Origin of the sequence: Acidisoma sp. L85, from assembly GCF_009765865.1 — a bacterium.
Lineage (GTDB): Bacteria > Pseudomonadota > Alphaproteobacteria > Acetobacterales > Acetobacteraceae > Acidisoma.
In genome coordinates, this window is the sequence record NZ_LMUQ01000061.1 from 510,071 (window position 1) to 535,877 (window position 25,807).

Genomic DNA, 25,807 nt, shown 5'->3' on the forward strand with positions numbered 1-25,807 from the left:
GCGGCACGAGGAAAGATCGGATGAAGTTTCGCTCAGGCTTGCTGCTTGGTGCCACTTTCGCGGCAGGGCTCGCCCTGACCCCAGTGTCGGACGTGCTTCTGCATCGCTATGGCGGCGACCTCTGGATCACCCATGCCCGGGCGGCCGAGGAAAGCGGCAGCGGCACCTACCAGCTGCTTAGCCTGTTCGGTGACGTCTTCGAGCGGGTGAAGGCCGATTACGTCGAGCCGGTGAAGGACAAGTCACTGGTCGAGAACGCCATCAACGGCATGCTTGCCGGCCTCGACCCGCATAGCGCCTACATGGACGCCCAGCAGTATCGGGACATGCAGGCGCAGACCGATGGCCAGTTCGGCGGCCTCGGGCTTGAGGTCACGCAGGATAACGGCGTCATCAAGGTCATCAGCCCGATCGACGGCACGCCCGCCGCCCGCGCCAACGTCAAGCCGAATGACTACATCATCGAGATCAACGGCAAGTCGGTGCAGGGCCTGGCGCTGGACGATGCCGTCGACATGATGCGTGGCCCGCCGGGGACGAAGATTTCACTGACGCTGAAGCAGGCGGACAAGCCGAAGCCCGTCGTGGTGACGCTGACGCGCGAAGTCATCAATGTGCCCTCCGTCCACCAGTCGCTCTATGGCGATGTCGGTTACATCCGCCTGTCGGTCTTCAGCGAGAATGCCGATCAGGGCATCCGGGACGCCATCAGCAAGCTCAAGGCCCAAGCCAAGACGCCGATCCACGGCTATATCCTGGACCTGCGCAACAATCCGGGCGGGCTATTGGATCAGGCGGTGTCGGTGGCAAACGACTTCCTCAACCAGGGCGAGATCGTCTCGACCCGCGCGCGTCATCCTGAGGATAGCCAGGTCTGGAGCGCCAAGCCCGATGGCGACATCGTCGGCGGCGCGCCGCTGGTGGTGCTGATCAATCCGGGTTCGGCCTCGGCGAGCGAGATCGTGTCGGGCGCCTTGCAGGATAATCGCCGCGCCATCGTTCTGGGCCTGCGCAGCTTCGGCAAGGGCTCGGTGCAGACGGTTATTCCGCTGCCGGGGAACGGTGCGATGCGCCTGACGACGGCGCGCTACTACACGCCGTCGGGCCGCTCGATCCAGGATCTCGGCATCACGCCGGATGTGCAGGTCGCCTCCTCCGACCACGAGGATGCGGATCTTCAGCCGCTGCGGGAGGCCGATTTGCAGCATGCGATGGAGAACCCCAACAGCAAGCAGCTGCCGCCCTTGCCGCCGCGCACGGATCTGCCGCCGCTGGCCCATGATATCGCGAGCAAGCCGCCCGCCGGCTGGCCGAAATTCGACGCCACCAAGCCCGCGACGGATTTCCAGCTTCAGGAGGCGATCAAGCTGGTGAACGCGATGCCCGGACAGACCCGCGCCTCCAACTGAGGTGGACGAGATGGTCTCGGCGGAGTCCCTGCCCTATCGCCCGAATGTCGGCGCGGTGTTGTTCAACCGCGCCGGCCGGGTGTTCGTTGCCCGGCGCGCGAAATTTCCCAACGCCGAGGGCCCGGCGGGCGGCTGGCAATTGCCGCAGGGCGGGATCGACGAGAACGAGGATCCGCGCGCGGCGGTATTGCGCGAACTGGCGGAAGAAATCGGCACCGACCGCGCCGAGATCATCGGCGAGCATTCCGAGTGGCTGTCCTATGACCTGCCGCCGGAGCTCATCGGCAAGGCGCTGCACGGCCGGTATCGCGGCCAGCGCCAGCGCTGGTTCGCGCTGCGCTTCACGGGCGAGGACAGCGACATCCGCCTGGACCTCGACCCGCATCCCGAATTCGACGCCTGGCGCTGGGACGAGCTCGCACAACTTCCCGAGCTCGCCGTTGGTTTCAAGCGCGAAATTTATGTGACTTTGGTGAAAGCGTTTGCTGAGTTTGCGGTTATTTGAGATTTTTGAGAATTCCGTGAGGCGCTAAGGTTTTTGGTTTTCCGCCCGCGGAAGGTATGAAGGCGATCGCGGCCCCACGGGAGACGGGGTAGGGGTAGGGGTACGGTTGGAAACAGCGAGGCAATGGGCGACGTAGGCGTCGGCAAAATCGAAGGCGGTACCACCCGTTGACCGAAAGTTGAAAAAGCTTACGGCCCTACGGGGGATTCGGAAATTCGTTGTCTGGCGTCAGATGAGCTCAGGCGACTGCCCAAGCTCATCTTTGAATTGAAATTCGAAAATTGCGTGACTTAGGCGAAGCCGTTCGCCAAGTTCGCGTGTCTCGTTAAGACATACCCCAAGTGTGCAAAAAGTTGGCGGTTTGCAGTATCGCCGACTGGTACTCTTCTTCAGTCATACCGAGAGCCTGGCGTGAGCGGTCGCTGTCGAGGTAAGAAGAAGGCGAGCGCGACGGCGATGGAGACCTCGGGATTCCGCTTCTGGCAGCTTGTTGTTGGGCCGACCCTATTTAGGCCGCCATCCGAAAATCTTCTGGCCGAAGACTAGTTGTATAGACATGCTCAAACTGGTCGTTGATGTCACTGGTCGCACTAAAACCGGATTGACCCCCGTTAATAAGACCGTAGTCGCGAGCGCCTGACATGATTTTTCTCCTGTTGAGACCGCAAAATTTCCACAGTTCGCTTAAATTAAGATGAACGGTCCAGTGAAGGCTACGCGATTACGGTTTTGTAAGAAAGTTGTTCAACCCGCCAAATGGTATTTGCGGCATCGGAATGGCTGACCACGTCGCCATGGGGCTTGGGCGCAATTAGTTACAGCCCCCAATAGGTGTTGTGCGCCAGAATGGCTGTTAGCCCCTCACTATGGGCTCGCCTTTGTTGACCCCGAATTAAAAACGACCCACCGTTCCGCCTCGAAAACTGAACCTACCGGAGACTTCGCCATGTCCATGACCAAACTCACCGCCTCTGACGGCCACAGCTTCGGGGCCTACACCGCCGGTGCTAATCATCTGACGGTCGGCCTCGTCGTCGTGCAGGAGATTTTTGGCGTCAATCCCCACATGCGCCATGCGAGCGATGTGCTCGCCGCTGCCGGGTTCAAGGTGATCTGCCCGGCGGTCTTCGACCGCGCCGAGCGCGATGTCGAGCTCGGCTATACCGGCGAGGATATGCAGAAGGGCGTCGCCCTGCGCGGCAAGATCAAGGATGCGGATACGCTGCTGGATCTCGAGGCCGCGGCGACAGCACTCGGCACGCCGCGCGTGGGGATTATCGGCTATTGCTGGGGCGGCACGCTTGCCTGGCTGGGAGCGACCCGGAGCACGAAATTCCACGCGGCCTCAGGCTGGTACGGCGGCGGCATCGCGGCGGCCAAGACCGAGACGCCGCATTGCCCCGTGCAATTGCATTTCGGCGCCAAGGACGACCACATTCCGCTAACCGATGTCGAGGCAATCCGCCAGGCCCAGCCGGGCGTGGAAGTCTTCGTTTATGACGCGGGCCACGGCTTCGGCTGCGAGGAGCGCGGAAGCTTTGACCAGGCGAGCTACGATCAGGCCCAGGCGCGCAGCCTCGCCTTCTTCCGCAAGCATCTCGGCTCGACCGCCAACTAAAGCCAGAGGCTTTTCCGGACGCGGCGGAAGTTCTCCGCCCGTCCGGTCTAGGTGGCGCTCGGACGGCGCACCGTCATCATCTTGCAACACTACACGCTGATAGCTCGCCGTTTTGACAGGCGAGGGCCGCAGGCTGTACGGTCGCGCGTCGTCTTCGACTTCGCGTAAAGCGATCCAAGGCCCAGATGGCGGGATCTGACCCTCTCCCCGCCTTAGCTCATCGCTCGATTTAACGCCTGTCGATGTTGGAGGCCCTGATGGCCCAGCCTTTGTCACCCGAACTTCTTGAGAAAATGCATGCCTATTGGCGCGCAGCGAATTATCTTTCGGTGGGGCAGATTTATCTGCAGGACAATCCGCTGCTCGAAAAGCCGCTCACGATGGATCATGTGAAGCGAAGGCTTCTGGGGCATTGGGGCACCACACCCGGGTTGAACATGCTCTATATCCATCTCAACCGGCTCATCAAAGATCATGACCTGAACATGATCTATGTCATGGGCCCAGGCCATGGCGGCCCCGGCATCGTGGCGCAAACCTATCTCGAAGGGTCTTATACGGAGCGCTATCCGGCGATCGAGCGCAGCCGCAACGGGCTGCACCGGCTATTCCGCCAATTTTCCTGGCCCTATGGAATTCCCAGCCACGTCGCGCCGGAAACGCCTGGCTCGATCCATGAGGGCGGCGAGCTTGGTTATTCTCTGGCGCACGCCTATGGCGCGGCTTTCGACAATCCGGATCTGATCGTCGCCTGCGTCGTCGGCGATGGTGAGGCCGAGACCGGCGCGCTGGCAACAAGCTGGCACTCCAACAAATTCCTCAATCCCGCGCGTGATGGTGCGGTGCTTCCGATTCTTCATCTCAACGGCTTCAAGATCGCCAATCCGACGATCCTGGCCCGGATCAGCCGCGAGGAGCTTACCTCACTGTTCCAGGGCTACGGCTACGAGCCGCATTTCGTCGAGGGCGACGATCCGCAGCTAGTGCATCAGGAACTCGCGGCCACGCTCGACACCATCTACGAAAAAATCCGCGTGATCCAATCGGAAGCGCGCGCCGGCGACGCGAAGGATGTGCGGCGCCCGCGCTGGCCGATGATTATCTTCCGCACGCCGAAAGGCTGGACCGGACCGAAATTCGTCGACAACAAGCCCGTTGAGGGAACCTGGCGCGCCCATCAGGTGCCGATCGCGGACTTCAAGAACCCCGAGCATCTGCGGCAACTCGAAGACTGGATGCGGAGCTACAAGCCCGAGGAACTCTTCGACGCAGACGGCAAGTTTTTCGACAAATACGCGGAGATCGCGCCGACCGGACAGCGCCGCATGGGTGCTAATCCGCATGCCAATGGCGGCGAACTCCTCCAGCCGTTGTCGATGCCGCATTTCCGCGACTATGGCGTGAAGATGGATGCGCCCGGCACGGTTCACGCGGAAGCGACGCGGGTCTTGGGCCATTTCCTACGCGACGTGATGAAGCTCAGTCTCGGCAAACGCAATTTCCGGGTCTTTGGCCCGGACGAGACGGCATCGAACCGGCTGGAAGCCATCTTCGAGGTCGCCGGCAAGGAATGGATGGCTGATGTCGAGGATGTCGACATCAATCTGAGCAAGGAAGGCCGTGTCATGGAGGTGCTGAGCGAGCATCTCTGTGAGGGCTGGCTCGAAGGCTATCTCCTCACCGGGCGGCACGGCTTCTTCTCCTGCTACGAGGCCTTCATCCACATCATCGATTCGATGTTCAACCAGCATGCGAAATGGCTGAAGGTGACACGGAAGATTCCGTGGCGCGAGCCAATCGCGTCGCTGAATTATCTGCTGTCCTCGCATGTCTGGCGCCAGGATCACAACGGCTTCTCGCATCAGGATCCCGGCTTCATCGACCATGTTGCCGCCAAGAAGTCCGAGATCGTCCGCATTTATCTGCCGCCCGATGCGAACACGCTTCTATCGGTCGCCGACCATTGCCTGCGCAGCCGCAATTACATCAACCTGATCGTCGCTGGAAAACAACCGGAGTGGCAGTGGCTCGACATCGATTCCGCCACGCGCCACTGCGCGGCTGGTGCCGGGATCTGGGATTGGGCGAGCAATGATGATGGCGATCCCGATGTGGTGATGGCCTGCGCCGGGGATATTCCGACGCTGGAAACCATGGCCGCCGTCACGCTGCTGCGCAGATATGTTCCCGACATCCGCATCCGCGTCGTCAACGTGGTTGACCTGATGATATTGGAGCCGCAATCCGAGCATCCGCATGGCTGGGAAGACGAAAGCTTCGATGAGCTCTTTACCAAGGATAAGCCGGTCATCTTCGCGTTCCACGGCTATCCGGGCATCATCCACAAGCTGACCTATCGCCGGCACAATCACGACAACATCCATGTGCGCGGCTACAAGGAAGAGGGCACGACCACAACGCCCTTCGACATGGTGGTGCTGAACAACCTCGACCGCTTCCAGCTCGCGCTCGATGCCATCCGGCGCATTCCACGTCTCGCCGATCAGGTGGAAGCCGCGACGGCGCGTTACTGGACCGATATGGAGCGCCACAAGCTTTATATCAGCGAACATGGCGACGACATGCCGGAGATTCGCGACTGGCGCTGGATCGCGTGAACGATCGGCATGAGATGGAGGTACTCGCTCTCAACAGCGGCTCCTCCTCTCTCAAGTTTGGGCTATATCGTGTCGGCTCCACGCGGGCCGAATTACTGGTCACCGGGGAAGCCGAGTCGATCGGCGACCCCGGCGGCAAGCTCAGCGCGAAAGATGCGCATGGGAACAGCCTGCTATCCGAGACGGCATCGCTTCCGAGCCAGAAAGAAGCGATCGCGCGTATCGGCAAGCTTCTCGCCGATACCAAGCAGCCCTCGCCCAAGGCGATTGGCCATCGCATTGTGCATGGTGGCCCCAAGCTGCGGCAGCACTGCATCATCGATGACACTGTTCTCGATGAACTGAAGGCCGCGACAGCCTTCGCGCCGCTGCACACGCCGTCCGCGCTGGCGGTCATCCGCTTCGCGCAGGAGCATTTTCCTGGGCTACCGCAAGCCGCCTGTTTCGACACCACCTTCCATGCCGCAATGCCGGATGTCGCGCGGGTTCTGCCAATACCGAAAGTGCTGCTCGCGGAGGGCATCCAACGCTACGGCTTCCACGGCCTCTCCTGCGAATCAATCCTCCACCAACTTGGAAGCGATCCGCCGCGCCGTTTGGTGATCGCCCATCTCGGCAATGGCGCGAGCGTCACCGCTGTACGCGACGGCAAATCCATCGATACCAGCATGGGGCTGACACCGACCGGCGGTATCATCATGGGCACACGCACCGGCGACCTCGATCCCGGCGTGCTCGTCTATCTGATGCGCGAGAAGAAATTCGACGCAGCCAAGATCGAGGATCTCGTCGATCACCGATCCGGCCTGCAAGGCATCTCGGGCATCGGCCATGACATGCGCGGCCTGCACGAGGCAGCAGCGACCAACCCCGATGCACGCCTCGCCATCAGCATGTTCTGCTATTCCGTGCGCAAGCAAATCGCCGCGATGATCGGCGCGCTCGGCGGTGTCGATATGATCGTGTTCGCCGGCGGCATCGGCGAACACGACGACGCGGTGCGAGCGGAAATCTGTGACAACCTACCCTGGATTAGCGGCACCGCTTCCGGCTGCTCAGTGCGCGTCATCCCTTCACAAGAGGACGAACAAATCGCCCGCCACAGCTTCGCATTGTCGTCAGCCGCCCCGCGCTAGCCCGCCAGCGCCGCTTGACATCGCCCCGACCCGCGATCAAAGGCCGACCGGGGAGATAATAAACCATGGCCCGCCTCGACATCGCCGTTCGTGGACTCTTCGCGACGCCGGTCGCGGCGGTCGAGCTGCCGGATGCGGCGGCCCGCAATGCCGAACTCGCCGAGATCATCCTCCGCCGCCGGGCCGAAACGCCCTCCGTCCAAGCCTCCAACGCCGGCGGCTGGCATTCCGATCGCGACATCATCGAATGGGGCGGCCCGCGTATCACCGAAATCCTGACCCTCGCGCGGCAGGTCGCGAACCATCTCACCGCCGACCGTCAGGGCAAGCCCATCGCCCCGAGCTGGACCATGCAGGCCTGGGCCAATGTGAATGGACCCGGCGCCGGCAATATCAGCCACTACCATCCCGGCAGCTTCTGGTCCGGCACCTATTACGTCGATGATGGCGGCTGCGCGGAGAATCCCGCGCTCGGCGGCGAGTTCGAAATGCTCGATCCGCGCGGGCCCGGCCCCGGCATGTACGCCCCGGCGCTGAAATTCGCCGGCGAGGATGGCGCCTCGGTCGGCGCGGGGGAAACCATCCGGCCACGGCCTGGCCTTTTGTTCCTGTTCCCCTCCTGGCTCTTCCATCAGGTCCGCCCCTATCGCGGCGACGCGCTGCGCATCTCCATCGCCTTCAATCTGGGCCTGCCGCAAAGCGAGCGCGGTTGATGGCGGAGCTGCCGCGCCCCGTCTCCCGCCGGCAGCAGGAGATCGCGACGCTCATCCGGGAGACCGGCCGGGTGGCGGTGGAGGAGCTGGCCGCGCGCTTCGCCGTCACACCTCAGACCATTCGCCGCGACCTCAACGACCTCAGCGAGGCGCGGATCATCACCCGTACCCATGGCGGAGCGGTGGTCGGTTCCGGGGTCGAGAACCTCGCCTATGACGCGCGTAAGCTGGTGGCGCGGAGCGAGAAGCGACGGATCGGCGAGGCCGCCGCGGCGCTCATCCCCGACCACTCCTCGCTCTTCATCAACCTCGGCACGACGACCGAGGAGGTGGCGCAGGCGATTGCCGGGCGTCAGGGTTTGCTGGTCATAACGAACAATATCAACGTGGCAAACGCGCTTTATCGCAATACCTCGATCAGCGTGATCATCGCCGGGGGCACCATCCGTGCGAGCGACGGCGGCGTAGTGGGCCGCATGGCGGCAGAGGTGATCCGGCAGTTCAAGGTCGATACCGCCGTGATCGGCACCTCGGCGATCGACGCGGATGGCACGTTGCTCGATTACGACATCCGCGAAGTGCAGGTCTCGCGGGCCATTATCGAAAACGCTCGGCGGGTGGTGCTGGTGACCGACAGCAGCAAATTCAGCCGCCGCGCCCCCGTGCGGATCGGCCGGCTCGACGAGATCGACGTGCTGGTGATCGACCGCCTGCCCTCCCCGGAGATCGCCGAAATGTGCCGGAGGATGGAAATCGAGGTGATCGAGACAGGCGGCGGGCCGGAGGAGGATTAGTTTTCGGGTCGGCTACGCCGTCGCCCTTGCTATCACAACCGTCATGGCACGCCTTCGCGTGCCATGACGGAGGCGCACGCCCCTGCCCCAGCGCAAAACTCGCAAAAATGCTCGTTTTGGTCGCTTGCGTGTTCGTTTTTTTCGTGATGTAGTCTGATCCGAACGGGCGCACGAAAGAACGCGCCCTGGGATGCGGAACTTCCTTGGACGCGAGCACTTCACCATCGATCTATGACCTCGCCATCATCGGCGGCGGCATCAACGGTTGCGGCATCGCCAGAGATGCGGCTGGCCGTGGGCTGAAGGTATTCCTGTGCGAGCAGCATGATCTCGGCTCGGGCACGTCCTCAGCCTCGACCAAGCTGATCCATGGTGGGTTGCGCTACCTCGAATATTACGAATTCCGCCTGGTGCGGGAGGCGCTGATGGAGCGCGAGGTGCTGTGGGGCATCGCGCCGCATATCGTCTGGCCGCTGCGTTTCCTGCTGCCCTATCACGCGAAGCTGCGGCCGCAATGGCTGCTGCGCACAGGGCTTTTTCTCTATGACCATATCGGCGGCCGCAAGAAATTGCCGCCCACGCGCACGGTGAATCTGACGCAGGATAAAGTCGGGCTTCCGCTCAAGCCCGAATTCAAGCGCGGCTTCGAATATTCCGACTGCTGGGTCGAAGATTCGCGCCTCGTCGTGTTGAATGCGCGCTCCGCCGCCGAATTGGGGGCGACTATCGCGTCGCGTACCCGCTGTGTCTCCGCTGAGCGCGAGGCCGGCCTCTGGCACCTAACGCTGCGCGAGGAAACGGGCGGCGACACTCGGACGATCACGGCACGCGCCCTGGTCAACGCCGCCGGCCCCTGGGTCGGCGAGGTCGCACATTCCGTCGTGCGCAGCAATCAGCGCGCGCCGGTCCGGCTGGTCCAGGGCAGCCATATCGTCGTGCCCAAGCTCTATGATCATGCTGGCTGCTACATCTTTCAGAATGCGGACAAGCGCATTTTCTTCGTTATTCCCTATGAGCAGGATTTCACGCTCATCGGCACCACCGACCAGGACTACAAAGGCGACCCGACCGGCGTGCATGCCACCGCCGAGGAGATCGCCTATCTCTGCGACTCCGCCAGCGAATATTTGCGGGTGCCGGTGACCTCCGACCAGGTGGTCTGGACCTATTCCGGCGTCCGTTCGCTCTATGACGAAAGCGGCACCACCGACGCACAGGCGGCGACCCGCGACTATGTTCTGAAGCTGGAAGCAGAGTCCGGCGCGCCGCCGCTGCTCTCGATCTTTGGCGGCAAAATCACGACCTTTCGGCGCCTTGCGGAATCCGCGCTGGCCCAGCTCGGGCCGCATTTGCCGAAGGTTCAGGGACGCGCTGCGGGCTGGACAGGACGCGAGCCCCTACCCGGCGGCGACTTTCCGAAGGAGGGCTTCGAGCCGGTTCTGCGCAGCGTCTGCTCGCGCTATCCCTTCCTGTCCGATCGCCTTGCCCGGCGGCTGCTGCGGGCCTATGGCACGCGCGTCCACATTTTGCTGAACGGCGCAGGTAGTCTGGCGGATCTCGGCCAGGTTTTCGGCGCGGATTTGACCGAGGCCGAGCTGCGCTACCTTGCCGAACACGAATGGGCGCGCACCGGCGCCGACGTCGTGTGGCGGCGCAGCAAACTCGGTCTTCGGCTGAACGAAAGCGAAATACTTGCGGTGGATGCGGCTTTGGCGGACATGATTGCCGTTAGGGAGACGGCAAAATGAGTTTGGTACTCGATCACGTCGGGCTGACGGTGGGGCAGGAGGTCGTGATCAACGATGTCTCCCTCACTTTCGAGCGCGGCACCATGAACGTGCTGCTCGGGCCCACGCTCTCCGGCAAAACGACTCTGATGCGGCTGATGGCCGGTCTCGACAAACTGACCGCGGGCACAATTCATGTTCATGGCAAGAATGTCGCCGGCATCCCCGTGCGCCGCCGTTCGGTGGCCATGGTCTACCAGCAATTCGTCAATTACCCGTCTCTGACGGTCTACGAGAATATCGCCTCGCCGCTGCGCGTCGCCGGTCTGCCGAAGGCCGAAATCGAGGATCGTGTGACTGAGGCATCCCGCGTGCTGCGGCTCGATCCCTTTCTCGATCGCCTCCCCGCCCAGCTTTCAGGCGGCCAGCAGCAGCGTACCGCAATCGCCCGCGCGTTGGTGAAACGCGCCGAGCTCGTGCTGCTCGATGAGCCGCTCGCCAATCTCGACTACAAGCTGCGCGAGGAATTGCGCGAGGAATTGCCCCGCCTTTTCGCCGAAAGCGGCACCATCCTGGTGTACGCCACCACCGAACCCGCCGAGGCGCTGCTCCTCGGCGGCACCACGGCGACGCTGTGGCAGGGTCGTGTGACCCAGATCGGCGCCACGCCCTTGGTTTATCGCAAGCCGGCGAATATAGATGCCGCGCGAGTTTTCTCTGACCCGCCCCTCAATGAAATGGGCGTGACGAAATCGGCGAGTCAGGTAACACTTTCCGATGGTCGCGCGCTGACTTCTGACGCTTTGCTCGCCGGTCTGCCGGATGGGGCGTACCGGATTGGTTTCAGGGTCGAGGATGCGCGCATCGGGCCGCCGACCGGTGCCACTGACGCTTTTCCAGGTGTCGTGTCGGTCACCGAGATCAGCGGTTCGGAGAGTTTCGTGCATCTTGATGTCGGCTTCGCAACCTGGGTCAGCCTCGTCCTCGGTGTGCATGATTGGCAGCCGGGCGCGGCCGCCGAGATTCGTATCGATCCGCGACGCGTCTTCGTTTTCGATGCCGCCGGTCTGTTGCTGCGTGCGCCGGAGGCGATGTCCGTGTCGCCCCTCGCGGTCATGGCTTGAGGGCGCGCGCATGGCAACGATCACTCTCGACCATATCGCCCACGCCTACCCGGGACCCTCGGGCGCCGAAAAGCGCTATGCCCTCAAGCCGATCGAGCATGTCTGGCAGAATGGCCGGGCCTATGCGCTGCTCGGCCCCTCAGGCTGCGGCAAGACGACGTTGCTGAATATCATCTCCGGGCTGGTGATTCCCTCGGACGGCCGGCTGCTATTCGACGGCCAGGATGTCACACGGCTGCCGACCGAGAAGCGCAATATCGCACAGGTCTTCCAGTTCCCGGTGATCTACGACACCATGACGGTCGCGGAGAATCTCGCATTTCCGCTGAAGAACCGCGGCATGGAGCGCCGGCTGATCGAGGCGCGCGTCGCGGAAATCGCCGAATTGCTGGATCTCACCCCGGTGCTGCGCCGCCGCGCCCGAGGGCTTACCGCCGATGCGAAACAGAAGATCTCGCTCGGCCGTGGCCTCGTGCGGTCGGATGTCTCGGCCGTGTTGTTCGATGAGCCGCTGACGGTGATCGATCCCGCGCTGAAATGGGAATTGCGCTCGAAGCTGAAAGCAGTTCACCAGGCGCTTGATATGCTCATGATCTATGTGACGCATGATCAGGTCGAGGCACTGACTTTCGCCGATGAGGTCGTCGTCATGAAGGATGGCGCGGTGCTGCAGATCGGCACGCCGGCGGATTTGTTCGAGCGGCCGGCCCATAGTTTCGTCGGCTATTTCATCGGCTCGCCCGGCATGAACTTCCTGCCCGCCGTGATCGAGGGACGGCAGGCGGTTGTGGACGGCCAGCGCTTCGACCTCGGCGCGCAATACGCGCTGCCGGCCGGCGACGTGCAGATCGGCTTCCGCCCCGATTATGCGACCGTAACGGCGAGCGGCGGCATTCCCGTCAAGCTACAACGCATCGAGGATCTCGGCCGCCGCCGCCTCGCCCGCGTCACGCTGGGCGGTCACGGCCTTGTCGCCACTTTGCCGAATGACGTGACGCTGACCGGTGAAGCGGCGGGGTTGCATGTCCAGCCCGGCCATCTGCATGTCTATGTCGATGAGCATCGCATCGAAGGCCAACGGATGACGGAGCCGCTCCATGCTTGATAAACCATGGAACAACCGGGCGTGGTTTTTCGTCATCCCGGTGCTGGTCTTCGTCCTTTTCTCCTCGATTATCCCGATGATGACGGTCGTGAACTATTCGGTTCAGGACACCATGGGGCAGAACAATTTCTTCTGGAACGGCGCTGCCTGGTTCCAAAATCTACTCGACCCAACCACGGATATCGGCGGCCGATTCGCGGCCGCGCTGGTGCGCAACCTCATTTTCTCCCTCGTGGTGCTCTGCATCGAGCTGCCGCTCGGCATCGCGGTCGCCATCTGCATCCCACGTCATGGCTGGAGAGTTGGCGCCGCTTTGGTGCTGATCGCACTGCCGCTGCTGATCCCCTGGACCGTCGTCGGCACCATCTGGCAGATCTTCGCGCGACAAGATATCGGCCTGCTGGGAGCGGCACTCAACAGTGTCGGCATCCACTACAACGACACGCAGGATCCGACTTCCGCCTGGGCCACCATCGTCGTTATGGATGTGTGGCACTGGACCGGCATGGTGGCGCTGCTGGCCTATGCCGGCCTGAAGGCGATCCCTGATGCCTTTTATCAGGCGGCGCGGATTGACGGCGCCAGTCGCTGGTCGGTGTTCCGCAATATCGAGCTGCCGAAGCTGCAGAAGGTCTTGGTGATTGCGGTTCTACTGCGCTTCATGGAAAGCTTCATGATCTATACCGAACCCTCGGTGGTGACCGGCGGCGGTCCGGGTGAGGCCACCAGCTTCCTCTCGCTGGATCTCGTGAAAATCGCACTCGGCCAGGTCGATCTCGGCAATGCAGCGGCGATGTCGCTGGTTTATAACCTCATCACATTGTCCCTCTGCTGGATTTTCTTCACCGTCATGACGCAACTCGAGCAGCGGAAGGGTTCGTGATGCGTATCCAGGGCCGCGGCATCGCGATCACCATCTATCTCCTGGCCTTGTTCCTGCCGATCTACTGGCTACTGAACATGAGCTTCAAGACCAATGGCGAAATCATGTCGGGGCTCAACTTCTGGCCCCATCACGTAACGCTCCGCAATTATGCTCATATTTTCACGGACCCGGCCTGGTATCTCGGCTTTGTCCATTCGCTCACCTATGTCGCGCTCAACACAGTCATCTCTGTCTCTCTCGCGCTGCCGGCGGCCTACGCTTTCAGCCGCTACCGCTTCATCGGCGACAAGCACCTGTTTTTCTGGCTGCTCTCGAACCTGATGGCGCCGACGGCGGTCTATGCGATGCCGTTCTTTAATCTCTATTATTCGATCGGTCTGTTCGACACGGTCTGGGCCGTGGCACTCGCGCATTGCCTGTTCAACGTGCCTCTGGCGGTGTGGATTCTGGAAGGCTTCATTTCCGGCGTGCCGCGCGAGATCGACGAAACGGCGGCGCTGGACGGCTATTCCTTCCCGCGTTTCTTCATCAAGATATTCCTGCCGCTCATTGCCAATGGCATTGGCGTCGCGGCATTCTTTTGCTTCATGTTCTCCTGGGTCGAGCAGCTTCTGGCCACGACATTGACGACAGTTCATGCCAAGCCCATCGTTGCGGTAATGACGCGGGTGTATTCCGCCGAGGGAATGGATTGGGGCCTGCTCGCCGCCGCCGGGGTTCTCACCATGGTTCCCGGCGCGATCGTCATCTGGTTCGTGCGTAACCACATTGCCAAGGGCTTTGCCCTTGGTCGCGTTTGAGGAGGGCCGCGCCTCATGGCATGGATGGCCTGGACCTGGGCGACGGCGGGCTTCTTCGCGGCGATCGCGCTGATGCTGATCGTGATGACTTTGCTCGCGGTTTATCGTCCGGAAACGCCGCGGCGGGGGATTTTGCAGTTTCCAACAACGCGTGGCGATCGGTTGTTCGTGTCGCTGATCGGCACGGCGTTTATCTTTATCCTATGGATCCGTATTACCGGCGGTGACAATCTTTGGTATCCCGTCGTGATCGCGGTCCTGTATAGCGCGGCGATGTTCCGCTTCGCTTAGGTCAAGAACGAGAGCCGGAAGACCCTGAATGATGTCATTCAGGGCGCCGGATAGCTGGGGAAGGGAAAAATATGAAAAGACGTGACGTCATCAAAGGAGGTGCCGCAGCCGCTGCGAGCGCCGCCATCCTCGTCCATAGCGCGCCATCCCATGCGCAGCAGGTCGATGCCGCGAAGAAGTGGATCGACAACGAGTTCCAGCCCTCCACGCTCAGCAAGGATGAGCAGATGGAGGAGATGCAGTGGTTCATCAATGCGGCGAAGCCTTTCGCCGGCATGTCGGTGAACACCGTGTCCGAAATTCTCAACATCCACGAATATGAATCCAAGACTCTGACGAAGGCCTTCGCCGAAATCACCGGTATCAAGGTCAACCACGATCTGATGGACGAGGGTCTGCTCGTCGACAAGATCGAGGTCGAGATGCAGTCCGGCCATCCGATCTATGACTTCTGGATGAATGATTCGGACTTCATCGGTACGCATCCACGCTACAACGACATCGTTGACGGCTCGTTGACCGACTTCATGGCGAAGAACGGGAAGGACGTCACTAACCCGCATCTCGACCTGAAGGATTTCGTCGGCCTCTCCTTCGGCACCTTCACTGACGGCAAGCTCTATCAGCTCCCCGATCAGGCATTCGCGAACCTCTATTGGTTCCGCTATGACTGGTTCAAGCGGCCGGAGCTGAAGGCGCAGTTCAAGCAGAAGTTCGGCTATGAACTCGGCGTGCCGGTAAACTGGTCGGCCTATGAGGACATCGCCGACTTCTTCACCAATGACGTGAAGACGATCGATGGCGTGCGCGTCTATGGCCACATGGATTATGGCAAAAAGGACCCGAGCCTCGGCTGGCGCTTTACTGATGCCTGGCTGTCAATGGCCGGCGGTGGCGATCGCGGGCTGCCGAATGGTCTGCCGGTCGATGAGTGGGGCATTCGCAACGAAGGCGGGCGTCCGCGTGGCTCGTCTACGTCGCGCGGCGGTGATGCCAACGGGCCGGCGGCGGTTTATGCGCTGACGAAGTTCGTTGAGTGGCTCAAGAAGTATGCGCCGCCCGAAGCGGCCGGCATGGACTTCCTGGAAGCCGGACCAGTGCCGGGCCAGGGCCATATCGCGCAGCAGATCTTCTGGTACACGACCTTCTCCGCCACCATGAACCAGCCTGGCTCGCCGATGATGAATTCGGACGGCACGCCGAAATGGCGCATGGCGCCCTCGCCCCATGGCCCCTACTGGAAAGAGGGCATGAAGCTCGGCTACCAGGATTGCGGCTGTTGGACGATGCTGAAATACGCGCCCATGGAGAAGATCAAGGCCGGCTGGCTCTACGCCCAGTTCAGCGTCTCCAAGACCGTCAGCCTCAAGAAGGCGCTGCTCACCCAGCATCTGATCCGCGCAAGCGACATCAACAGCTCTGCGATGTCGGAAGCTGCTCCCAAGCTGGGTGGTCTCGTCGAGTTCTATCGCGGACCGGCCGTCAAGCAATGGACGCCTACCGGTGTCAACGTGCCTGACTACGGTAAGATGGCGCAGGTCTGGTGGCAGAACGTGTCGAACGCGATCGCGGGCTCGGTGACACCGCAGCAGGCGATGGACGGGCTGGCACGCGATCAGGACGCCATCATGACGCGTATCCAGCGTTCGGGCGTGCAAGGAGATCTTGGCCCGCTGATGAACAAGGCACGTGATCCGGAATACTGGTTCAAGTATGCCGAAACCAACGGCCATCTCGCACCTCAGCGCAAGCTCGCGAACGAGAAGCCGCAAGGCGAGACGGTGGACTACGACGAGCTCATCAAGAGCTGGTCCGCGCCGGGCACCAACAAGACCTGAGCCTCGGCTGACGAATGAAAGGGGAGCCGGCAACGGCTCCCCTTTTCTCGCGACGATAGGAACGAATGAGCCGTGGCCGCGCATATTCTCGTCATCGACCAGGGCACCACCTCCACCCGTGCGATTGTCTTCGATGCGGCGATGAAGCCCGTCGCCAGCGCGCAGGAAGAGTTTCCGCAGATTTTCCCGCAGCCTGGCTGGGTCGAGCATAATCCCGAAACGCTTTGGGCAACGACACTCGGCACCGCGCGCGCGGCGCTGGCGCAAGCGGATCTCGAAGCGAGCGACATCGCGGCACTCGGCATCGCCAATCAACGAGAGACGACGCTGATCTGGGACCGCGCGAGCGGCCGTCCCATTTACAACGCCATTGTCTGGCAGGACCGCCGCACCGCCGCGCATTGTGAGGCGCTTGAGGCTGAGGGCCATGCGGCCCTTGTTGCCGAGCGCAGCGGGTTGCGGCTGGATCCGTATTTTTCCGCGACCAAGATCGGCTGGATGCTCGATCACGTCGCCGGCGCCCGCAAACGCGCGGAGGCGGGCGAACTTGCTTTCGGCACCGTCGACAGTTTCCTGCTCTGGCGTCTGACCGACGGCGCGGTGCATGCGATAGACGCCACCAACGCCTCGCGTACTCTGCTTTGCGATATCCGCAGCGGGACTTGGGACGCGGACCTACTTCGCCTTTTCAACGTGCCCGCCTCGCTGCTTCCCGAGATCCGCGATTGCGCCGGCGATTTCGGTGCCACGCGGCCCGACCTATTGGGTGGCGCCATTGGCATCCGCGGCGTCGCGGGCGACCAGCAGGCGGCGCTTATCGGGCAGGCGTGTTTCGCGCCCGGCATGGTGAAGGCGACCTACGGGACAGGCGGCTTCGTGCTGCTCAATATTGGCGACACGCCGAAGGCTTCCGCGCATCGGCTGCTCACCACGATTGCCTGGCAGCGCGGCGGCCATCGCACCTATGCCTTCGAGGGTTCCATTTTCTCCGCGGGCGCCAGTGTGCAGTGGCTGCGGGATGGTCTCGGTCTGGTCGAAAATTCGGCGGAGACCGGCAGGCTCGCCGAAGCCTCTGATCCGCAGCAGCCGGTTTATCTGGTGCCCGCCTTCACCGGGCTCGGAGCGCCGCATTGGAACAGCCGCGCGCAGGGGCTGATTTCCGGCATCACACGCGGCACGACGAAAAAAGAGCTCGCCCGCGCAACCTTGGAAAGTGTGGGATATCAAACGCGCGATCTGCTGCAGGCGATGCTCGCCGATTATGGCCAGCCCGCTGACGACATGATCGTGCGCGTCGATGGCGGCATGTCGGCCAGTGATTGGACGATGCAATTCCTCGCCGACATGCTTAACCGCCCCGTCGATCGCCCAGCTTTTCGCGAAACCACCGCAATGGGCGCGGGTTACCTCGCGGGGCTGGATGCCGGGATTTATCCCGAGCCCGAGGAATTCGCGAAACTCTGGTCAGTCGATCGGCATTTCGTGCCCGGTTTGGACGCTGCGACGCGCGAGCGGAAATATCGGGGATGGCAGAAAGCGGTGAAGCTCGCGATGATTCCGGATGATGAAAGTTAGAGCAGATATCTTTGGTTTGAACCGCTGTCATTCCATCGTCATGCTCGGCGCAGGCCGAGGATCCAGGCCTTCCTCCCTCGTCGAAAGCGAGGCGTGGATGGCACGCCTTCGCGTGCCATGACGGATCTCTGAATCGTAATTCAAAAAGATGCAGATCATATTTCGCTGTGATCCGGCGCTGATCGATCGCATTCCGCGGCCGGTGCCGGCGCGGGATGCGCTGCCCGATTGGCTGCGCACAATGCCGCGCCACGCCTTCTCCGATCTGCATGGCGAGAACATTCGCACGGTCAAGCACTGCCCGCCCTTCGTCGATGCGATGTCCTTGGGCTTCGTGATTCCGCTGCCCTGCGATGTTCATGTCGAGAACGGCCGGCTCTCGTGGAATTGGGACATCCCCGCACTGGCCGCACGCACCCATCCCCGCGCGCCGATGAGCTTTCATGCGCCGGCGCAAGTCGACGGCACGCCTTTTCAGCAGCCAGGCCAGATCATCGTCAAGTTCAACAGTTTCTGGACGGTGGAATTGCCCGAGGGCTGGTCTTTGTTCGCGACACATCCGGTGAACCGCGACGATCTGCCGTTTCGGCTGTTGAGCGGCCTCGTGGACTCCGACCGGTTCCATGATGTCGGCATCCTCTTCCCCGCCGTCTGGCTCGATGCAGGCTTCTCGGGCGTGCTCCCTAAGGGCATGCCGGTCGCGCAATGTGTGCCGGTACCGCGCGTGCCGCTCGATCTCACCTACCAGAGTTTCGCGCCCGATGAGACCAAGCGCTATGACGAGACCGCGCAAACACTCCTCAGCGGCCCTGGACATTATCGAAAGACTTTCCGTGCCGCCCGCTCAGGAGCCGATAGCGCCACGGCGGAGGAGGTCGCGCCTCAAAACGGAAGGGTCGAGCCATAGGGCGCCGGTCCGCCCGGAAGCAAGTGCCTGAGCGATCCGCCCGAAGCTATCCGGCCGCAGCCGCAATGCCACGCCATAGGCATCCAGTGCCGCCTCCAGCTTCCCCGCCTCCTGCAACGCGATGCCGAGGTTGAGCGCCGCTTCGTGGAAATCCGGGCGCTGCCTGAGTGCTTCGGCATAGGCCTCGGCAGCCTCCGCATGCTCACCCTTATCCTGGCGCGAAAGGGCGAGGCTATACCACGCAGCGGCCAACCCCGGATCGAGCGCAACGGCCTTGACGAAAGCCGCGAGCGCCGCGTCTCCCCGGCCCAACTCCACCAGCACCTGTCCTAGGCGATGCGCTCCGGGCGCTGAACTCTGCGCTGCCCGGCCGAGCGACGCCAGCGCGGCGTTGGTTTGTCCGGACTGATGCAACACCTCGCCGAGGGCTAGCCAGCCTTCGGCGTAGGCGGGAAAGCGTTCCAGTTCGGGAAGCAATGCCGCAACGCTGGGGTCGCGCGCTTGCAGCAGCGCAACGGCGCGGCGAAACAGATCCGCGGCGCGTGTCACCGGCGCGGGAGGTTGGTGGTATCAAGCATGTGCAGCGAACTAACAGATCCAACACCCGCGCGACACGCTTGTAGGGTTGCATGGTTGCAATCTTCCCTTCCCGAGAGGGTGAGGCCGGGTTGGGTTCGCTCGGGCGGCGAAGCGTGCCCGTGGCTGCCGACCCCCAACCCCACCCTCACAGTTGAGGGGCTACACGTCTCGCCTATCGGCTTTTCTTGTAAAGCTTGCTTGCGATGTCAAAGATTTCCTCAGGCGCGTAATCCGGTGCGAAGGCGCCGTAATTGCCCAGCAACTCGGGGATCTTGCCGCCCTCTGGATGTCCTTCGACAACCTCGAGGTTGCCCGGCGGATCGCCCGGCAGTGCCACTTCGTCGTTCGACCAGATGCCCGACATTTCCTTGTAGTCATTGGGGCTGAAGCGGTACAGCCTCCGGTGGCTGCCCTCGTTGAGGTATTTCTGACACTCCGGCACGCGATCGAGGTTGATGTTCGGCGTCGGCAGCATCTTCTCGATCTCGACGCCCGTCAGCTTCTTCAGCGCCAGCGCATAGGCATGCGCGTGCACGGATCCGCGCACGAGCAGATAGCCGCAAACCTCGCGCCCCGTCGGCTCCGTCATCGTCTCATACACGCGCAGCTTGTGGATACGGGCGCCGCATTCGAGATGGAAGTTGTGCAGCAGGTCGATGATCAGATTGCCGGTTGTGGTTACCATGTCCATGTTCCAGGACGCGGCGTTGCTGTTCATCGGCAGAGCGCCGCCGCCATTGCTGAGAAAGCTCCCAGCGAGGCGAATGCCCTGCATCTCATTGAACGGCGCTTCCGAAACATCGACATCCGGTGTCGGATCGCCCGGCCCACAATTCAGCATGGAGATGCCGGTGCTTACCAGCTCGACATGCCCGAGTTCCTCGGCGAAGATGCTTGATACTAAACTATAGAATGGTTTCAACTTCGTCTTATTGCGAAAGTTGAAGCTCTGAAACATGTAGTTGCCGAGCGTGGACATCTCGCCGTACTTGCCGCCGAGGAGTTCCTGCAGTGCCGCCGCCGCGTTGGGGTCCGGCTTCTTCGGTTCCGGCAAGGCGGCCTGAAGCTTGTCGATCCGCATGAACATGGCGTGTATTCCTCGTGATGGTGTAACCGGGCGCTACATGGCCCGATGCCTTGGCCGTAACAGGACACTTTGCCGCTGCTGCTAAGACTGTGATCAGACGGCAGGGCACACCGAGCCAGCTACCCCGATCGATCGCCCGGACAGGCGAGGTCGACACACGAGAGGCGATGGTAAATTATCGCCCCCGAGAACCACGATGTTGGGACGCTATATGAGTACGACTAGGATTGCTGTCATAGGGGCCGGGTTCAGCGGCACGCTGCTGACGCTGCACCTGCTGCGGCAGTGTCCAACCGCTGAAATCGTGTTGATCGAGCGCAATCCGCAATTCGGCCGGGGCCAGGCCTATGCGACCGGCAATGCCAATCACCTCCTCAACGTGCCGGCCGGGCGGATGAGCGCCTTTCGCGATCGCCCGAATAACTTCCTCGAATGGCTACAAAGCACGCCGCATCCCGAGCTTGGCGAGGCACCCACCGCCGGCAGCTTCGTGCCGCGCCTGCTTTTTGGCCGCTATATCCGCCACCTGCTCAAGGAGCAGATTCGGCACGCCGACAAGGATGGCCGGCTGGAGCTGGTGCGCGGCGACGTGCTGCGAATGGATGCCAGCGATAGCCGCCTTGCTCTCGAGCTCGACCGGGACCGCCGAACCGTCGCCGATGCAACCGTGCTCGCGGTTGGCAATTTTCCGCCCGAGCCGCCGCCTGTGGCCGACCCCGGTTTCTATGATAGCGCCCTCTATCGCGCCGATCCTTGGGCGCCGGATGCGCTCACCGACCTCGACCCCGAGGCGCCGGTGCTGCTCATCGGCACCGGCCTTACCATGATCGACACCGTCGTTTCCCTGCTCGATCAGGGCCATACCGGGCCGATCCACGCCCTTTCCCGCCGCGGCCTGCTGCCGCATCGGCACAATGGCAGCGGCCAGCCACCACGGAACGAACCGTCATCCTACCCCACCGTTCTAAGCGACCTCGTACGCCTCATGCGGCGGGAGATCACGCGCATGACTGGGCTGGGCGGCACCTGGCATCCGGTGATCGACGCTCTTCGCCCCATCACGACAGAGCTGTGGCAGACCGCCTCGGCCGAGGACAAGGCGCGCTTCGTGCGGCACCTGCGCCCCTGGTGGGATATCCACCGTCACCGCATCGCGGCGGATGTCTCCGACCGCATCGAGGCGGCACGGGAACGCGGTCAGCTCACGAAATGCGCGGGCCGTATCCGCGAGTACCGGGAGACGCCGGGGGGCGTCGAGGTCACGTTCCAGCCGCGCGGCACATCCTCGCTGGCCTCCTTCCAGGTCGCGCGGGTGGTGAACTGCTCCGGGCCGTCCTGCGACTACGACCGCATCACGCATCCTCTGATTCGCAACCTGCTGGCCGAGGGGCTCGTGCGCCCCGACCCGCTGCGCCTCGGCCTGGATGTCACGACGACCTGCGCCGTGCGGGACCGGCAGGGCGCGATCTCCCGCCGCGTCTTCGCGGTCGGGCCGGTGACCAGGGGCGCCTTCTGGGAAATGACCGCGGTGCCCGACATCCGGCGGCAAACAGAACTGCTGGCGGAACATCTCGGCAATATGACCGCACGCAAGGCCTTCGCATTGCCCGCCCTTGCCAGCCACAAACCGTGATGACGGTTGCCGCCCCTCTGACCTAGCGAGGCAGGGCACGCCATGTCCTGCTTTCCCAGTCGAATTCCAAGCGCCGTCGTGGCAGGCTGAGCGCCGAAGCGGACCGCCGGCCGCGTGCTGGCCGCCCTCGGGGATTAACTCCCCGCGGATCGGACCTCAGACCCAGGCCAGGCCCCCGATCCGTGCTGGAGTCTGAGCCATGACCACCGACCGCATCGCCACCCTCGCCGCCCTGGAACGCAAGGTCCTCTGGCTCGCGACCTGGATGATCCACAATGCCAACCACCTGCGGCCCAGCGCGGACGGGCTGAAGGTCGGCGGCCATCAAGCCTCCTCGGCCTCGATCGCCACCATCATGACGGCGCTCTATTTCTCGGTGCTGGGGCCGGAGGACCGAGTCGCGGTCAAGCCGCATGCCAGCCCGATCTTCCACGCGATCCAGTACCTGTTTGGGCAGCAAACCCTGGAGAAGCTCCAGAATTTCCGCGGCTACAAGGGCGCGCAATCCTATCCGTCGCGCACCAAGGACGTGGATGACGTCGATTTCTCGACCGGCTCGGTGGGGCTCGGTGTCGCCCAGACGCTCTTCGCCTCGCTGGTGCAGGACTATGTCCGCGCCAAGGGCTGGGGCCTAGACCGTCCGCAGGGCCGCATGGTCGCGCTCATCGGCGATGCCGAGATGGACGAGGGCAATATCTTCGAGGCCCTGCTGGAGGGCTGGAAGCACGGCCTTCGCCGCACCTGGTGGGTGGTCGATTACAACCGCCAGAGCCTGGACGCCGTGGTGCGCGAGGGGCTGTGGGCGAAGTTCGAGTCGATGTTCCGCAATTTCGGCTGGGATGTGGTGGTGCTGCGCCATGGGCGGCTGCAGCAGACCGCCTTCGCGGAGCCCGGTGGCGAGCGGCTCCGCGACTGGATCGAGGCTTGTCCCAACCAGCTTTACTCCGCGCTGACCTTCCAGGGCGGTGCCGCCTGGCGCAAGCGCCTGCTCGACGAGCTGGGCGACCAGGGGCCGACCTCCGCCCTCATCGAGCGCCGGTCCGACGATGAGCTGGCGCAGCTCATGGGCAATCTCGGGGGCCACGACCTGCCCTCGCTGCTCGACGCTTTCGAGGCAGCCAAGACGCATGACCGCCCGGTCTGCTTCATCGCCTATACGATCAAGGGCTTCGGCCTGCCGCTGGCCGGACACAAGGACAACCACGCCGGGCTTATGACGGCGCCGCAGGTCGAGATCATGCGCAACGCCATGCGGGTGCGTGAGGGCCATGAATGGGAGGCATTCGAGGGTCTCTCGCTCCCCGCCGAGGATCTGCGCGCCTTCATCGACGCCGCGCCCTTCATCCAGCAGGGCCGCCGCCGTTACGAGGCGCCCTTGGTCGAGGTGCCGGAGGCGCTGGCCGTGCCGCAGCAACCCGTCATGTCGACGCAGCACGGCTTCGGCCTGCTCATGCACGAGATCTCGAAGGGCACGACGGATCTCGCGCGACGGATCGTCACCACCTCGCCGGACGTCACGGTCTCCACGAATCTCGGCGCCTGGGTAAACCGTCGCGGCCTCTTCGCGCGAGAGGAGATGGTGGATCTGTTCCGCAAGGAGCGCATCCCCTCGACCTTCAACTGGCATTTCTCACCGCAGGGTCAGCATCTTGAACTCGGCATCGCCGAGATGAACCTCTTCATCATGCTGTCGGCCCTCGGCCTGTCGCATTCGCTCTTTGGCGAGCGGCTGCTGCCAGTCGGCACGCTCTATGATCCCTTCATCGAGCGCGGGCTCGATGCGCTGAATTACGCCTGCTACCAGGATGCGCGCTTCATCATCGTGGCCACGCCTTCCGGCATCACGCTCGCCGGCGAGGGTGGCGCGCATCAGTCGATCGCGACGCCGCTGATCGGCATGGCGCAGGATGGGCTGGCCAGTTTCGAGCCGGCATTCGTCGATGAGCTGGCGCTGATCCTGCGCTGGGCCTTCGACTATATCCAGCGCCCGGCGGATGCGGCGCCTGACGCCTTGGCGGGTTTGCGGGACGAAAGCGGCGGCTCGGTCTATTTGCGGCTCTCCACACGCGGCATCGCGCAGCCACAACGGCAATTGGCCCCCGAGACTGCGCGGGACGTGATTGACGGCGCTTACTGGATGCGCCGACCTGGCCCGAATGCCGAGGTCGTCGTCGCCTATACCGGCGCGGTGGCGCCCGAGGCTCTGGCGGCGGTTGGGCTGATCGGCGAGGACCGTCGCGATGTCGGACTCCTCGCGATCACCTCTGCCGATCGGCTGCATGCCGGGTGGACGGCGGCGCAGCGCGCCCGCGAGAACGGGTTGCCTGGCGCGCGAAGCCATATCGAGCGGCTACTAGCGGATGTGCCGCAGCGTTGCGGCCTGGTGACGGTGCTTGACGGCCACCCGGCGACGCTCGCCTGGCTCGGCGCCGTGGGGGGCCATCGCACCCGCGCGCTCGGGGTCGAGAAGTTCGGGCAGACGGGGACGCTGGCGGATCTCTACCGCCATGCCGGGATCGACGCCCAGGCAATAGCCGCCGCCGCCCAGGCCATCGCACCCGGCCGCCCGATCCGGCATCTGGCGGCGGTATCGTTTACGGCGGCTTAGGGCGGAGTTGCAGGCGGCCTGTTATGCTGGCCGACAAAGAGACTGCCCGATTCGGCGAGTATTTCGTCATGCTCGGCGAAGGCCGAGCATCCAGGCCTTGCCTTCACTCCGCGAGCAAAGGCGTGGATCTTCGGCCTTCTCCGAAGATGACGTTGCTACTGCCGCAGCGTCGCCAACTCCCGCCCTAGCTCGGTGCGCCCACCTGCGCCATCGGATCGGCCTTCGCGAAAGCTGGGATTTCCGCACAGCGAGCGGAGATCCGGTTCACCGTCGGGATGTCTGGCACCTCGACCTTGAAGACCCTGGCGACGGCAGTGACGCTCGCGAGGCAGATATCCGCGAGCGTCGGCGTATCGCCATGGCAGAAGACGCCGGTGGCCGACTCCTTGCTGAGACGCGCCTCCATCGCCTGAAAGCCACGCGTGAACCAGTTCACCTGCCATGCGCGCCAAGCGGCATCGTCGAAACCACCAGAGGCCGTCAAATACTTCTTCACGCGCGGCACGATCAGCGGATGCGTGTCGCTCGCCATCAAGGCCGCGAGCGATCGCACCCGCGCCCGGCCATGGGGATCACTTGGGAACAGCGGCGGCGACGGAAAGCGCTCGTCCAGAAACTCCAGGATCGCCACGGATTGCGTAAGCGGCGGATATCCCGGCTCGATCAAAGCCGGAATCGCGCCTTGCGGATTGATCGCGAGGAAGTCGGCGCTGAGTTGTTCCCCAGCATCGAGGTCGATCAGGATTTCTCGCGCCGTGAGTCCCTTGAAGTTCAGCGCGACGCGCACACGAAAGGTCGCTGACGAACGCCAGAAAGCATAGAGTTCGAAGGCTGGCTCTGCCATTTTCTTATCC

The 25,807-nt window shown here is 63.0% G+C and carries 21 protein-coding genes; 18 read left to right on the plus strand and 3 right to left on the minus strand.

What is annotated here, in order from left to right:
* Positions 1-20: 20 nt before the first annotated feature.
* The 16 genes from GSQ83_RS20795 to GSQ83_RS20870 all read left to right on the plus strand — a co-directional run bounded on the left by GSQ83_RS20795 (position 21) and on the right by GSQ83_RS20870 (position 19,046).
* Positions 21-1,409, plus strand: coding sequence for a S41 family peptidase (locus tag GSQ83_RS20795; protein WP_158804764.1), 1,389 nt, complete (start codon positions 21-23; stop codon positions 1,407-1,409).
* A gap of 10 nt (positions 1,410-1,419) precedes the next feature.
* Positions 1,420-1,914 (plus strand): RNA pyrophosphohydrolase, encoded by a 495-nt coding sequence (locus tag GSQ83_RS20800; protein ID WP_158804882.1) that lies wholly within the window; start codon positions 1,420-1,422, stop codon positions 1,912-1,914.
* A gap of 946 nt (positions 1,915-2,860) precedes the next feature.
* The gene (locus tag GSQ83_RS20805; RefSeq protein ID WP_158804765.1) at positions 2,861-3,532 is read left to right on the plus strand and encodes a dienelactone hydrolase family protein; all 672 of its coding nucleotides are present in this window, start codon (positions 2,861-2,863) and stop codon (positions 3,530-3,532) included.
* 242 nt (positions 3,533-3,774) lie between these two features.
* A complete protein-coding gene (locus GSQ83_RS20810) occupies positions 3,775-6,150 on the plus strand; it encodes a phosphoketolase family protein (protein WP_216850397.1) in 2,376 nt (791 codons plus the stop codon).
* The gene (locus GSQ83_RS20815) at positions 6,147-7,286 is read left to right on the plus strand and encodes an acetate/propionate family kinase (protein WP_216850399.1); all 1,140 of its coding nucleotides are present in this window, start codon (positions 6,147-6,149) and stop codon (positions 7,284-7,286) included. The genes GSQ83_RS20810 and GSQ83_RS20815 overlap by 4 nt, the downstream gene beginning before the upstream one ends.
* Before the next feature lie 65 nt (positions 7,287-7,351).
* Complete coding sequence (locus GSQ83_RS20820; RefSeq protein ID WP_158804767.1) at positions 7,352-7,999, plus strand: 2OG-Fe(II) oxygenase family protein; 648 nt, start codon at positions 7,352-7,354, stop codon at positions 7,997-7,999.
* Positions 7,999-8,793, plus strand: a complete 795-nt coding sequence (locus GSQ83_RS20825) for a DeoR/GlpR family DNA-binding transcription regulator (RefSeq protein WP_158804768.1) — start codon at positions 7,999-8,001, stop codon at positions 8,791-8,793. The genes GSQ83_RS20820 and GSQ83_RS20825 overlap by 1 nt, the downstream gene beginning before the upstream one ends.
* Positions 8,794-8,996: 203 nt before the next feature.
* On the plus strand, positions 8,997-10,541 hold the full coding sequence (gene glpD / locus GSQ83_RS20830) for a glycerol-3-phosphate dehydrogenase (RefSeq protein WP_174246702.1): 1,545 nt from the start codon (positions 8,997-8,999) through the stop codon (positions 10,539-10,541).
* On the plus strand, positions 10,538-11,644 hold the full coding sequence (locus GSQ83_RS20835) for an ABC transporter ATP-binding protein (RefSeq protein ID WP_158804769.1): 1,107 nt from the start codon (positions 10,538-10,540) through the stop codon (positions 11,642-11,644). Before glpD ends, GSQ83_RS20835 begins: the two co-directional genes overlap by 4 nt.
* 10 nt (positions 11,645-11,654) lie before the next feature.
* Positions 11,655-12,749 (plus strand): ABC transporter ATP-binding protein, encoded by a 1,095-nt coding sequence (locus tag GSQ83_RS20840; protein WP_158804770.1) that lies wholly within the window; start codon positions 11,655-11,657, stop codon positions 12,747-12,749.
* The gene (locus GSQ83_RS20845; RefSeq protein ID WP_158804771.1) at positions 12,742-13,632 is read left to right on the plus strand and encodes a carbohydrate ABC transporter permease; all 891 of its coding nucleotides are present in this window, start codon (positions 12,742-12,744) and stop codon (positions 13,630-13,632) included. The genes GSQ83_RS20840 and GSQ83_RS20845 overlap by 8 nt, the downstream gene beginning before the upstream one ends.
* The gene (locus GSQ83_RS20850; RefSeq protein ID WP_216850401.1) at positions 13,632-14,435 is read left to right on the plus strand and encodes a carbohydrate ABC transporter permease; all 804 of its coding nucleotides are present in this window, start codon (positions 13,632-13,634) and stop codon (positions 14,433-14,435) included. The genes GSQ83_RS20845 and GSQ83_RS20850 overlap by 1 nt, the downstream gene beginning before the upstream one ends.
* Positions 14,436-14,450: 15 nt before the next feature.
* Complete coding sequence (locus GSQ83_RS20855; RefSeq protein ID WP_158804773.1) at positions 14,451-14,726, plus strand: DUF2160 domain-containing protein; 276 nt, start codon at positions 14,451-14,453, stop codon at positions 14,724-14,726.
* Between the two features lie 71 nt (positions 14,727-14,797).
* Positions 14,798-16,564, plus strand: a complete 1,767-nt coding sequence (locus tag GSQ83_RS20860; protein ID WP_158804774.1) for an ABC transporter substrate-binding protein — start codon at positions 14,798-14,800, stop codon at positions 16,562-16,564.
* 72 nt (positions 16,565-16,636) lie between these two features.
* The gene (gene glpK / locus GSQ83_RS20865; protein WP_158804775.1) at positions 16,637-18,139 is read left to right on the plus strand and encodes a glycerol kinase GlpK; all 1,503 of its coding nucleotides are present in this window, start codon (positions 16,637-16,639) and stop codon (positions 18,137-18,139) included.
* 148 nt (positions 18,140-18,287) lie between these two features.
* Entirely contained in the window at positions 18,288-19,046 is a 759-nt protein-coding gene (locus tag GSQ83_RS20870) for a hypothetical protein (RefSeq protein WP_158804776.1), read from the plus strand.
* Here GSQ83_RS20870 and GSQ83_RS20875 read toward each other — a convergent pair.
* Both GSQ83_RS20875 and GSQ83_RS20880 read right to left on the minus strand, forming a co-directional pair.
* Positions 18,984-19,595, minus strand: a complete 612-nt coding sequence (locus tag GSQ83_RS20875; protein ID WP_158804777.1) for a tetratricopeptide repeat protein — start codon at positions 19,593-19,595, stop codon at positions 18,984-18,986. The two genes, GSQ83_RS20870 and GSQ83_RS20875, sit on opposite strands and share 63 nt — an antisense overlap.
* A 202-nt stretch (positions 19,596-19,797) precedes the next feature.
* Positions 19,798-20,712 (minus strand): manganese catalase family protein, encoded by a 915-nt coding sequence (locus GSQ83_RS20880; protein WP_158804778.1) that lies wholly within the window; start codon positions 20,710-20,712, stop codon positions 19,798-19,800.
* A 211-nt stretch (positions 20,713-20,923) separates the two neighbouring features.
* On the opposite strand from GSQ83_RS20880, the gene GSQ83_RS20885 reads away from it, so the two are divergent.
* Positions 20,924-22,345 carry an FAD/NAD(P)-binding protein gene (locus GSQ83_RS20885; protein ID WP_158804779.1) on the plus strand — a complete coding sequence of 474 codons (1,422 nt, stop codon included), beginning with the start codon at positions 20,924-20,926 and terminating at the stop codon, positions 22,343-22,345.
* 199 nt (positions 22,346-22,544) lie between these two features.
* Positions 22,545-24,953 (plus strand): transketolase, encoded by a 2,409-nt coding sequence (locus GSQ83_RS20890; RefSeq protein ID WP_158804780.1) that lies wholly within the window; start codon positions 22,545-22,547, stop codon positions 24,951-24,953.
* Between the two features lie 184 nt (positions 24,954-25,137).
* Here GSQ83_RS20890 and maiA read toward each other — a convergent pair whose 3' ends face one another.
* Complete coding sequence (maiA, locus tag GSQ83_RS20895; RefSeq protein ID WP_158804781.1) at positions 25,138-25,797, minus strand: maleylacetoacetate isomerase; 660 nt, start codon at positions 25,795-25,797, stop codon at positions 25,138-25,140.
* Positions 25,798-25,807: the final 10 nt, after the last annotated feature.

What these genes read in the sequence shown, in the direction of transcription:
- GSQ83_RS20795 (WP_158804764.1), top strand. Translation starts at nt 21, where the DNA reads ATGAAGTTTCGCTCAGGCTTGCTGCTTGGTGCCACTTTCGCGGCAGGG.
- GSQ83_RS20800 (WP_158804882.1), top strand. Translation starts at nt 1,420, where the DNA reads ATGGTCTCGGCGGAGTCCCTGCCCTATCGCCCGAATGTCGGCGCGGTG.
- GSQ83_RS20805 (WP_158804765.1), top strand. Translation starts at nt 2,861, where the DNA reads ATGTCCATGACCAAACTCACCGCCTCTGACGGCCACAGCTTCGGGGCC.
- GSQ83_RS20810 (WP_216850397.1), top strand. Translation starts at nt 3,775, where the DNA reads ATGTTGGAGGCCCTGATGGCCCAGCCTTTGTCACCCGAACTTCTTGAG.
- GSQ83_RS20820 (WP_158804767.1), top strand. Translation starts at nt 7,352, where the DNA reads ATGGCCCGCCTCGACATCGCCGTTCGTGGACTCTTCGCGACGCCGGTC.
- GSQ83_RS20825 (WP_158804768.1), top strand. Translation starts at nt 7,999, where the DNA reads ATGGCGGAGCTGCCGCGCCCCGTCTCCCGCCGGCAGCAGGAGATCGCG.
- GSQ83_RS20835 (WP_158804769.1), top strand. Translation starts at nt 10,538, where the DNA reads ATGAGTTTGGTACTCGATCACGTCGGGCTGACGGTGGGGCAGGAGGTC.
- GSQ83_RS20840 (WP_158804770.1), top strand. Translation starts at nt 11,655, where the DNA reads ATGGCAACGATCACTCTCGACCATATCGCCCACGCCTACCCGGGACCC.
- GSQ83_RS20845 (WP_158804771.1), top strand. Translation starts at nt 12,742, where the DNA reads ATGCTTGATAAACCATGGAACAACCGGGCGTGGTTTTTCGTCATCCCG.
- GSQ83_RS20850 (WP_216850401.1), top strand. Translation starts at nt 13,632, where the DNA reads ATGCGTATCCAGGGCCGCGGCATCGCGATCACCATCTATCTCCTGGCC.
- GSQ83_RS20855 (WP_158804773.1), top strand. Translation starts at nt 14,451, where the DNA reads ATGGCATGGATGGCCTGGACCTGGGCGACGGCGGGCTTCTTCGCGGCG.
- GSQ83_RS20860 (WP_158804774.1), top strand. Translation starts at nt 14,798, where the DNA reads ATGAAAAGACGTGACGTCATCAAAGGAGGTGCCGCAGCCGCTGCGAGC.
- GSQ83_RS20870 (WP_158804776.1), top strand. Translation starts at nt 18,288, where the DNA reads ATGCAGATCATATTTCGCTGTGATCCGGCGCTGATCGATCGCATTCCG.
- GSQ83_RS20880 (WP_158804778.1), bottom strand. Translation starts at nt 20,712, where the DNA reads ATGTTCATGCGGATCGACAAGCTTCAGGCCGCCTTGCCGGAACCGAAG.
- GSQ83_RS20885 (WP_158804779.1), top strand. Translation starts at nt 20,924, where the DNA reads ATGAGTACGACTAGGATTGCTGTCATAGGGGCCGGGTTCAGCGGCACG.
- GSQ83_RS20890 (WP_158804780.1), top strand. Translation starts at nt 22,545, where the DNA reads ATGACCACCGACCGCATCGCCACCCTCGCCGCCCTGGAACGCAAGGTC.
- maiA (WP_158804781.1), bottom strand. Translation starts at nt 25,797, where the DNA reads ATGGCAGAGCCAGCCTTCGAACTCTATGCTTTCTGGCGTTCGTCAGCG.